This is a genomic window from Limnoraphis robusta CS-951, from assembly GCF_000972705.2.
The window spans coordinates 1-8947 of the sequence record NZ_LATL02000330.1 but is presented as its reverse complement, the minus strand read 5'-3'; the positions used below and the strand labels follow the sequence as shown (position 1 = coordinate 8947).

The 8947-nt window shown below is 41.5% G+C and carries 12 protein-coding genes; 8 read left to right on the top strand and 4 right to left on the bottom strand.

Features of this window, described 5'->3' with window-relative positions:
* The 3 genes from WN50_RS27650 to WN50_RS27635 all read left to right on the top strand — a co-directional run.
* A partial coding sequence (locus tag WN50_RS27650; protein WP_152964946.1) for a zinc ribbon domain-containing protein occupies positions 1–209 on the top strand: 209 nt, incomplete at its 5' end.
* A gap of 296 nt (positions 210–505) precedes the next feature.
* Positions 506–790, top strand: a complete 285-nt coding sequence (locus WN50_RS27645) for a hypothetical protein (protein WP_152964945.1) — start codon at positions 506–508, stop codon at positions 788–790.
* 794 nt (positions 791–1584) lie between these two features.
* Positions 1585–2589: a phosphoribulokinase gene (locus tag WN50_RS27635; RefSeq protein ID WP_046279611.1), complete on the top strand. Its 1005-nt coding sequence runs from the start codon at positions 1585–1587 to the stop codon at positions 2587–2589.
* Positions 2590–2783: 194 nt separating this feature from the next.
* Here WN50_RS27635 and WN50_RS27630 read toward each other — a convergent pair whose 3' ends face one another.
* A complete protein-coding gene (locus WN50_RS27630; protein WP_046280066.1) occupies positions 2784–3032 on the bottom strand; it encodes a hypothetical protein in 249 nt (82 codons plus the stop codon).
* Between the two features lie 79 nt (positions 3033–3111).
* Here WN50_RS27630 and WN50_RS27625 point away from each other — a divergent pair, with 79 nt between their 5' ends.
* Positions 3112–3690: a hypothetical protein gene (locus WN50_RS27625; RefSeq protein ID WP_046280065.1), complete on the top strand. Its 579-nt coding sequence runs from the start codon at positions 3112–3114 to the stop codon at positions 3688–3690.
* Between the two features lie 23 nt (positions 3691–3713).
* The gene (locus WN50_RS27620; RefSeq protein ID WP_046280064.1) at positions 3714–3926 is read left to right on the top strand and encodes a hypothetical protein; all 213 of its coding nucleotides are present in this window, start codon (positions 3714–3716) and stop codon (positions 3924–3926) included.
* On the opposite strand, the gene WN50_RS27615 is transcribed toward WN50_RS27620, so the two are convergent.
* Positions 3923–4258 (bottom strand): LiaF transmembrane domain-containing protein, encoded by a 336-nt coding sequence (locus tag WN50_RS27615; RefSeq protein WP_046280063.1) that lies wholly within the window; start codon positions 4256–4258, stop codon positions 3923–3925. The two genes, WN50_RS27620 and WN50_RS27615, sit on opposite strands and share 4 nt — an antisense overlap.
* A gap of 303 nt (positions 4259–4561) precedes the next feature.
* Between WN50_RS27615 and WN50_RS27610 the strand changes: the two genes are divergently transcribed.
* Positions 4562–5494, top strand: a complete 933-nt coding sequence (locus WN50_RS27610) for a DMT family transporter (RefSeq protein WP_046280062.1) — start codon at positions 4562–4564, stop codon at positions 5492–5494.
* 34 nt (positions 5495–5528) lie between these two features.
* Here WN50_RS27610 and WN50_RS37020 read toward each other — a convergent pair whose 3' ends face one another.
* Both WN50_RS37020 and WN50_RS27605 read right to left on the bottom strand, forming a co-directional pair.
* Positions 5529–5663 carry a hypothetical protein gene (locus WN50_RS37020; RefSeq protein WP_281062914.1) on the bottom strand — a complete coding sequence of 45 codons (135 nt, stop codon included), beginning with the start codon at positions 5661–5663 and terminating at the stop codon, positions 5529–5531.
* Between the two features lie 50 nt (positions 5664–5713).
* Positions 5714–7402 carry a transglutaminase family protein gene (locus WN50_RS27605; protein WP_046280061.1) on the bottom strand — a complete coding sequence of 563 codons (1689 nt, stop codon included), beginning with the start codon at positions 7400–7402 and terminating at the stop codon, positions 5714–5716.
* A 19-nt stretch (positions 7403–7421) separates the two neighbouring features.
* Here WN50_RS27605 and WN50_RS34920 point away from each other — a divergent pair, with 19 nt between their 5' ends.
* Entirely contained in the window at positions 7422–7580 is a 159-nt protein-coding gene (locus WN50_RS34920) for a hypothetical protein (protein ID WP_160315450.1), read from the top strand.
* Positions 7581–7625: 45 nt separating this feature from the next.
* Complete coding sequence (locus tag WN50_RS27600) at positions 7626–8492, top strand: DUF928 domain-containing protein (protein ID WP_046280060.1); 867 nt, start codon at positions 7626–7628, stop codon at positions 8490–8492.
* Positions 8493–8947 lie beyond the last annotated feature (455 nt).

Genomic DNA, 8947 nt, shown 5'->3' with positions numbered 1-8947 from the left:
TTTATGGGGTGACGGTGATTGCTGTTGAACCCGCATATACTTCTCAAAACTGCTCAAATTGCGGTGAGAAGGTTGTCAAAACTCTCAGCACCCGGACTCACAAATGTCCTCACTGTGGGTATGTAGCAGACCGGGATGAAAACGCCGCCAAAAACATTCTAAAATCTGCATTAAAACAGCTATCAAATCAAGAAACGGATAAGAAATAGATTAACGGATTAACTTGACTGTAAAACGCATAAATCTAGGCTTCTCACACGTAGCTTAATCCGTTTTTCCGCTTAATATCTGTTTTGAAAATACCGTCGGGCAGATGGAAATCAACGCCTCCCGAGAGACTGATCTCTGCTTAAGTGGGGAAACCCAGTTGAGTAAGTCAACTCATAGAAAGAGGAAACCCAAACAGTGATGTTTGGAATCTCCGTCGTTTACGGCGGAGAGGATGTCAAAGTAAATTTATCAGTCAAGGGATAGACTGAAAAGCCAATTTGAGGGGATGTTAATCATGGCAAATTTTACCAATGTTTCCGACCGATATCGCCTAGAAAGGTTGTGGTATCAACAACAAAAAGACTTTCGGATTTCTGCACAGCTTAGAGAACTTATTCGCCAAGCTTTTTATTGGCTGATCACAGGTCTAAGCGCCGCAGATGAGATTCAAGTTTGGACTTGTTCAGATCGCTTGGGTAATACTTACTGGAATGCTTACGATCCGATTTATGATCGCTTTCTCTCACGGGCTTCTGAAACGGAACTGCGACTTTGGTTAGAGCAACGATACAACCGATAATTTTCCCATATAGCAATCATAAATCATTGGTGAATACTCACAGCCTCTGAAAAGTAGGGGCTATTGATAAATTGCCCTTACGCCGGTTCTATATCTTCTATTTTAAAGTTAATTAAGTTGGAGTTTTACGGATGATTAGGATCACCTCTCAATTCAATTCTAAGCAGAAAACAGAGTTCCCTTTAAATTCTCGTTTTAGCAATAAATCGCTCAAAATCTATGATGATGTCAGGGGATTTTTGAGAAGATTTTGGCAGTTTAGCCTGTATTACGGAGAATATATTGCCAAAAGTTCCCATTCCCCAACCCCCTCTCAAGACAAGCCCAGTCAGGAATAGTCAGCAAAGTATGGAATGAAGCCTGTTAATTCTCCTGTACGAAGAACCCCCCTCAGATCAGCAAGCCGTGAATTAGGCGTTCTATCTTGAGGGGGGTGTTGTATTAGTGCTAGAATGTTAAACTACCGAGAAACAGATGTGTAGTTCGATCCAGAAGCATCGCTGCCGGAGTACACCCATCAGTTTTTCGTCTTTTTCCGTGAAACTTGGCAAGAATAAGTCTTGTAGGGATGATCCCCTTCTGGTAAAATCTAAAGCAAAAGTTAGTATAAAATACCTAGCTTGCTACTTCTTGAGGCCATCTGTCAGTCAGGAGTCAGCCAACAGCCTTGTGTTGCTTATTGCTCCACTTTCGGGCATGGCTGTCAATAAACTGTCCTGATGTTGGTCTGATTTCATATGCTCAAAATAAAGCTATTGAGCTTGTAAACAGTTTTTGATGGTTAGAGGGAACCTATGGTGAGTAAGCCGGATCGTGTCGTACTTATTGGCGTTGCTGGAGATTCTGGATGTGGAAAATCTACATTTTTACGTCGTATAACAGACATTTTTGGGGAAGATTTTGTTACCGTTATTTGTTTGGATGATTATCACAGTTTAGATCGCAAACAGCGTAAAGAAACTGGAATTACAGCTCTTGATCCGAGAGCCAACAACTTTGATCTGATGGCTGAACAGATCAAGGCGCTGAAAAACGGTCAGTCAATTATGAAGCCAATTTATAACCACGAAACGGGGATGATTGATCCGCCTGAGCGGATTGATCCCAATCATATTGTTGTGGTTGAAGGGTTACATCCCTTATATGATGAACGGGTGCGCGAACTTCTCGATTTTAGCGTCTATCTTGACATCAGTGATGAGGTCAAAATTGCTTGGAAGATTCAGCGCGACATGGCAGAACGGGGTCATCGTTATGAAGATGTTTTAGCCTCAATTAATGCCCGTCGTCCTGATTTTGAAGCCTACATCGATCCTCAAAAACAATACGCCAACGTTGTTATTCAGATTTTACCGACTCAATTAATTCCCGATCATAAAGAGCATAAAGTCTTGCGAATTCGCTTGATTCAACGAGAAGGAATTGAAGGTTTTGAACCCGCTTATCTATTTGATGAAGGATCAACCATTTACTGGACTCCTTGCGGACGTAAGCTAACCTGTTCCTATCCCGGTATCAAGATGTACTACGGGCCTGATGCTTACTACGGTAACGAAGTCTCAGTTCTAGAAGTTGATGGTAAGTTTGATAACTTAGATGAGATGATTTACGTTGAGGGACACCTGAGCAATATCTCAACTAAGTATTATGGCGAACTGACTCACATGATGCGTGAACATCGAGAGTATCCTGGCTCTAATGATGGTAGCGGATTGTTCCAAGTGTTGGTGGGCTTAAAAATGCGAGCCACCTATGAACGCTTGGTTGGAAGTGGAGAAAAAGTGGCGGCGGCTGTCTAAAACACCAACGTTGCTATCTTTTAATCTAAAACAAACGCGGGAGATCTAGATCATCTCGCGTTGTTTTTTTCCTAGATTTGTATTTACCAAGGACTGCCAATCATTGTAAACCCCGACCAGTAATAAGGGTGATATCATGTCCGACTAATCAATAATGATTCTGTAGGGGCGGGGTTCAGTCAATATCTTTAGCACTACTGAGAGATTGAGATAAACCCGCCCCACCCCATAACAGAATTAATCAACCGGACATAATATGAGATGGCTTCGCTGTAAGCTGTGGCGAGTTCTGCGGGAAGGGTGATATTTTCAGGCGAACGACTTGAAGCTTTTAACTGTCCATCTTTAATTGTAACTTGACCATGAATCATGGCTAATTGTGCTTGTCGCAACGCCTCTGCTTTAATATTAACGTCCCTCAAATGAGAATAAAATTCAATCATTAAGCCTAATGTTCCTTCATCGCTTTACGCAATAACGCTTCCTTTAATTGTCGGTAATATTAACATCGAAACTCAATCCTTGCAACTTTTTAATAACTCTCAAATAACGGTTAGCAGTCAAGGCGAAGGTTCGGCGGTAAACTTAACAATAAATGCCAATTCTGTTGAATTAAACCAAAGCAATTTACAAGCTGAAACTGTTGCAGGAAATGGTAATATTATTATTAATACTCAAGACTTGCGATCGCGTGGCAATAGCCAAATTACTACGAATGCGACTGGAGAAGCAACAGGAGGTAATATAGAAATCAATACAAACCTGTTAATTTCGTTAGAAAATAGTGATATTTCTGCTAATGCTCAACAAGCTTTTGGAGGACGAGTTATTATTAATGCTAATGCTGTTTTTGGAACGCAATTTCGCACTGTTCAAACCTCAGCCAGCGATATCACCGCCACGTCTGAATTAGGCGCCCAATTTAGCGGTACTGTTGAACTCAACAGTGAAATTGATCCCAGTCAAGGGTTAGTGGAATTTCCCCAAACCTTGGTTGATCCAGCCGCTTTAATTGCTCAAGATCCCTGTCTAAAAGCTCGAGAAAGCCAGTTTATTATCACCCTACGGGGGGGATTCCAAACACTCCAAGCGACCCGTTAAACGGCAATAGAGTAGAGGTTGATTTGGTTAATCCTTCAGTCACTTCAACCCAAAATAACCCAACCGTTAGACGGTCTTCAAACAAACAGAATCAACCTGTTTCTAGTCTTAATATTATTCCCGCTAGAGGATGGATCAGAACTCAAAATGGTGATGTGATTCTCGTCGGTTATGACCCCAAAAATACAGGAGTTAAACGTTTACCAACGACGTCTAAACAGTGTAATTATGATTAAATTCGACCTGTACGAATCAGTTTAAACCCTGCCGTCATGGACACAAAAGCCACGAAAAAAGACCATAAACTGGTGGGTCTGAGTAAAACACGACTGTTGATAAAAACTAAAGCCACTCCTGCAACAACGAATACCCAACCGAAGTTTCCCGTTTCCCGAGGAAAGAAAACCAAAGAAACAATCCCTAAAATGAGTAAAATCACTGAACTTGCAGCCGACATATCCTGCCACCAATAGCGTAAAATACTAGAGGTAAAGACAATATTTTGACCGAGAAAATAAACCCCGAGAAGAACTAAGGCTAATCCCGCGAGTGAAATTAGAATTCGCATGGTTTTTTGATTTGAAGTTAATGACGGTTCATTTTATTATTTTACTCTAACCTTGAGTAAAATAGAAGCCAATAATACAAAGATAAGTTGAAACAAAAAAAGTTAATATATAGCAATATTAAATGAGTTATGAACTTGAAGCGGTCGCTCCATATCGAGCGGGTAAGGGCAGTTTATGAATTGCCCCTACTGTTCCTCTGTCGTGATCATTCACAAATAATTTCTGATTGCTATATATTGTTATAATATATCAGAAATGACCACAACTAATTTTTAGTCAATCATACTCTAACTTTCTGTAAAATGCAACTACATTCAAGTTCTGGAAAATGGCGTGTAGGGTTAGCCCTAACGCTAACAACCTGCTTTCTCTGGGGTATTCTTCCTCTAGCTTTAAGCGTCACTTTAAACGTTCTTGATGTCTATACAATAACCGGATTTCGTTTTATAGCCGCCTTTCTAACACTAGGAATTTATCTAGCTTGGAAACGCCAACTTCCCTCCTGGAAAAAATTACAACAAGTGTCTTGGAAATTGTGGGGAATTGCCACTTTATTCTTAGCTGGAAATTATCTATTATTTGTTTCCGGTTTAGCCAAGACTTCAGCTACAACAGCAGAAGTTTTAATTCAAATTGCCCCGGTGTTCATGGGCTTAGGTGCAATCATCATTTTCAAAGAACGTTATAGCCGTCTTCAGTGGTGTGGTTTAGGAATACTTACACTGGGTTTTATTCTGTTTTTTAATGAAAAACTCCAAGTTCTGATTGTTTCCCCAACTCAATATTTATTGGGGAGTTTTTTAATCTTCTTTGCCGCTATTTGTTGGGCAATTTATGCGTTAACCCAAAAGCAACTTTTATTGCAACTTCCCTCCTCTAATATTATGCTGGGAATCTATGGAGGTTCAACCCTATTATTCGCCCCAATTTCTAGCCCTCAAACCCTTCTCAATCTCAATCTTTTAGAATTCGCCATTTTACTATTTTGTGGCTTAAATACTTTACTCGCTTACGGGGCTTTTGCTGAAGCATTAGAACACTGGGAAGCCTCACGAGTCAGTGCTGTTTTAGCCATTACACCGATTGTAACCCTGGTGTGTGTTGAGGTTTTTTCCTCCATTTTTCCGGCATTCGTTACACCCGAACACCATACCCCTGTGGCAATTCTGGGCGCCTTTTTAGTGGTTGTCGGTTCAGCAACCATTGCCTTAGGACAAACCCAGAAATTGCTTTAAAAAGCCCCCTATTTTGAGGACAAATCAATTAACCCTATTGTCGTTTTTCTCGCTCTTGTCGTCGGCGATCGCGCCATTCCATCGCCGTGAGATAAAGAATTCCTCCCGTGACAATGATCATCAGAACTGAAGCCGTTAATGCCAAAATATTAATCACAGAAAATTCCATAATTTCCTCCTTTTTAGGACAATGTACCCAAACTGATCCTCAGTTTAATTCTAATCTGCGGGTAATTCTTCGAGAATCATAAACCGGACATGATTAATGGCTAAATTTCCGACAGAAGCCTCCTCCTTATTAACAGGTAAACCTTGGTTTCTCAGTTGTTGGAACCTAATCCCTTTTCCAATTTCAACATGATACCAAGCCAATCCCATAAAAAACCGTAAGGGATAGGGGCCATTATCTTGAATATCATCAGGATTAGACTCCATCGGCACCCAACCAAAGCCCGGAATATAAAACTCCAACCAAACATGATTATACTCGGCTTGTAGAGGAATATTTTTCTGTTCAGGAAAAGGCGGACATTTATAACGCCCAACAGTACGACAAGCAATTCCATTCAACCGCCCTAAAGCCAGTAAAGCCCCAACATATTCTCCACAGGAACCAACCCCTCGTTTTAAAACAACATCAGGAGTTTCGATTTTTGAAGTCAGACTGTAGGAAAGTTGATCATAAACATAATCGCGAATACTCCTTAATTTTCGCAGAATATTCGTCTCATTACGAACAGCCTCATGTGCTGCATTTAGAACCGTCGCCGACTCCATCGCCAAGTTATCATCATCAACTAAATACTTCGCTCTAAAATCCGGCGTTAGGGGTTGAATATCCTCCACATCCCAAGGGTTTAGTTGATATTTAATTGCCCGTACTTCTAACAACGCTTTCCAGCCAAAAATCCGCCGTTCTTTAGAATTAAAAGGCTTAAACTTGAAGACAGCAACCCGTTCTCCATCTTGAATTTCTTCCGTAAAAGGCACTCCAATCGGCGTAATTTCTCGAATTTTTTGTCGGTTTGTTTCCGAGGGCAAAGCAATCCGCCATTCTACATCTTCAAGAATTACCTCATCGAGCGGTTCGAGTTCTTCGATATAAGACATCTCAATCAAATAACCATTAGAAGTTGCATAACGTTCCTGTTGGTTATAGTGATAATACAAGGGATGAATAAACGTGCGATCGCGTCGGGCGAGTTGATATTGCTCCTCCGAATTGGGATCATCGCGAATATATAACTCATCACCTGAGTAGGCGACATAAAGCACCTTTTCTCCGGTATTTTCATCCCGATAAAAACCTAATCCACAGGGAAATTCAAAGGGAGTTAATACACTAAATTTAGTCTTTCCCGTTCCCCGTTCCAAGCAATAAACCGTTTGTTCTATTTGATCACAAACCCAAAGTTCTTCATCGTAAACCGTCAAATTTTCTCGACCGATACCGGGAGCATAAAACCGAGTAATTTCTCGACCTGTTTCCCGATTAAACACAAAAATATATCCCAATTTAGCACAGCTTACATAAACCGTTGATTGCCAAACTGCGATGCCCTCCGCCTCATAAGGAAGAGTCGCAAAAAGTTCAGGTGCTAAATTAACAACCCGATCTTCTTGTAGAGCATTTTCACAAAAATAAACTCGTTCATCGCGAGTATACCACAGCGTATTTTCCCAAATGGCTAAACCCGTAACATCTGTAAACTCGGAAACCAGATAAGGATTAACAATCGTTGTATTATCCGTTTTCGGATCAACTTTAAGCAAAAACCCCCGTAAGCGATCAATTGCAAACAGAGTCTCTCCTAAAAACGCTATCCCGTGTAGCGCTGAAACTCCGATGGGTCGGATTGTTCGGGCGATCAAACGAGAGTTTTTATCAAGATTAGGGCTAACTGTCATAAGCTGAAATGAAGATTAAATGAATGGTCTCACGAAGAGAGTATTGATCATTGTAGAGTTAGAGAGTATTGGGATTCGTTTTCATCCCAATTTCTTAAAAGGCTTGGGAATTCTCACTCACGACTTGAAAATTAACAGCAGATTTTCCTATGCTTCCCAGAAACATTGGATAGAATAGAACTGTTATTCATCTTGGCTAGGTTTACCTGCAAGCAAGCTCATCATGGTTTGGACAGCCTCTCCTCGACACATCATTACAACGTTTTCCCTAGCTTTATTCTTGGAAATCGTTACCCCTAGCTTAATGCTAGCAGCACAGGCCCGTTCCATTCATCTTGTTCCCTCAGATCATGCTTCTAGGATACAATCGTCTGATTCGCGATTCGCGGTGGAAATTGTCCAAACTGATGAAACCAAAGCCCCAAACACCCCGCTTTCTCAAACCGAGTGGAATAATTTTACACCACCGAGTCGGGGAACTCCCGGAAGACGAGAAGGCGCCGGAACACGCGGAAGATGCCCTGGAGGCGTTACCGCTCTGATTCCTACCTCAACTTTAGGTCGTACCGCATCAGAAAAACCGACAATTTATTACTATATTCCCACATCCTTAGAAGCAGTTTGGGTGAAGTTTGAACTGTTGGACGAAGAAAATAAACCCCTCTACGAAACCAACTTCCAGATGAAACAGACCAAAGCTGGAGTGATTGGTTTAGATCTGTCTGAACTCAAAGATGCACCTTCTTTAGAAGTCAATACAAACTATCATTGGTATCTGACAATTCGATGTGAACCCGACACCCTAGACCCTTCCGGTGATATCGTTATCAATGGATGGATTAATCGAGTCGCTCTCAGTCCAAGTCAGCTTAAACAGTTTGAGCAAACAGAACCCCGTGAACGCCTCAACCTCTACGCCGAAGAAGCCCTGTGGTATGAAACCGTCAGAACTTTAGCTCAGTTGCGCCTATCTAATCCGGAAGATACAATCATTTTGCAGCGCTGGTCAGAACTCCTCAACTCCGTCGGTTTGGGTAATATTGCTCCTCAACCTCTGGTTAAGAGTGAGTTAGGTGACAGTTTACAGTGAACAGTCAGGAGAGAGAAAAAGTTTTTGCATGAGTGCATGAGTGCATGATTGCATGAGTGCCTTATCATTGTTGAGTTCGGAACTCCTGACTGCTGTTGTAGGAACTGCTATCTTAACGGGGGGGCTGGGGGGCTATAGCACTACCCCCATAATCTTTGATTTGGGGGTAGGTACATGGACACCCCAGGTAAAAAGCGAGGCATTCGACCTGTCCGCTTTTTACAATCTCCGTATCAATTGTTAAACTTAATGACATAGAATTAAAACCACCATGTGTTAGTATTCGAGGCTAAATTACGAGGGACAGACGAGCAGTACGCCATCTTAGATGAGATGATTCGTACTGCCCGTTTCGTGCGTAATAGTTGCCTGAGGCACTGGATGGATAACAAAGGGGTCAACAGGTATGACCTGAATAAATACTGCAAGGTACTCAGAGAACAATTTGAATGGTG

Bases quoted from the DNA above. Each gene is read 5' to 3' on its own strand.
- WN50_RS27610 (WP_046280062.1), top strand. From the start codon at position 4,562: ATGCAACTACATTCAAGTTCTGGAAAATGGCGTGTAGGGTTAGCCCTA.
- WN50_RS27600 (WP_046280060.1), top strand. From the start codon at position 7,626: ATGGTTTGGACAGCCTCTCCTCGACACATCATTACAACGTTTTCCCTA.
- WN50_RS27645 (WP_152964945.1), top strand. From the start codon at position 506: ATGGCAAATTTTACCAATGTTTCCGACCGATATCGCCTAGAAAGGTTG.
- WN50_RS27615 (WP_046280063.1), bottom strand. From the start codon at position 4,258: ATGCGAATTCTAATTTCACTCGCGGGATTAGCCTTAGTTCTTCTCGGG.
- WN50_RS27630 (WP_046280066.1), bottom strand. From the start codon at position 3,032: ATGATTGAATTTTATTCTCATTTGAGGGACGTTAATATTAAAGCAGAG.
- WN50_RS27605 (WP_046280061.1), bottom strand. From the start codon at position 7,402: ATGACAGTTAGCCCTAATCTTGATAAAAACTCTCGTTTGATCGCCCGA.
- WN50_RS27635 (WP_046279611.1), top strand. From the start codon at position 1,585: ATGGTGAGTAAGCCGGATCGTGTCGTACTTATTGGCGTTGCTGGAGAT.
- WN50_RS37020 (WP_281062914.1), bottom strand. From the start codon at position 5,663: ATGGAATTTTCTGTGATTAATATTTTGGCATTAACGGCTTCAGTTCTG.
- WN50_RS34920 (WP_160315450.1), top strand. From the start codon at position 7,422: ATGAATGGTCTCACGAAGAGAGTATTGATCATTGTAGAGTTAGAGAGT.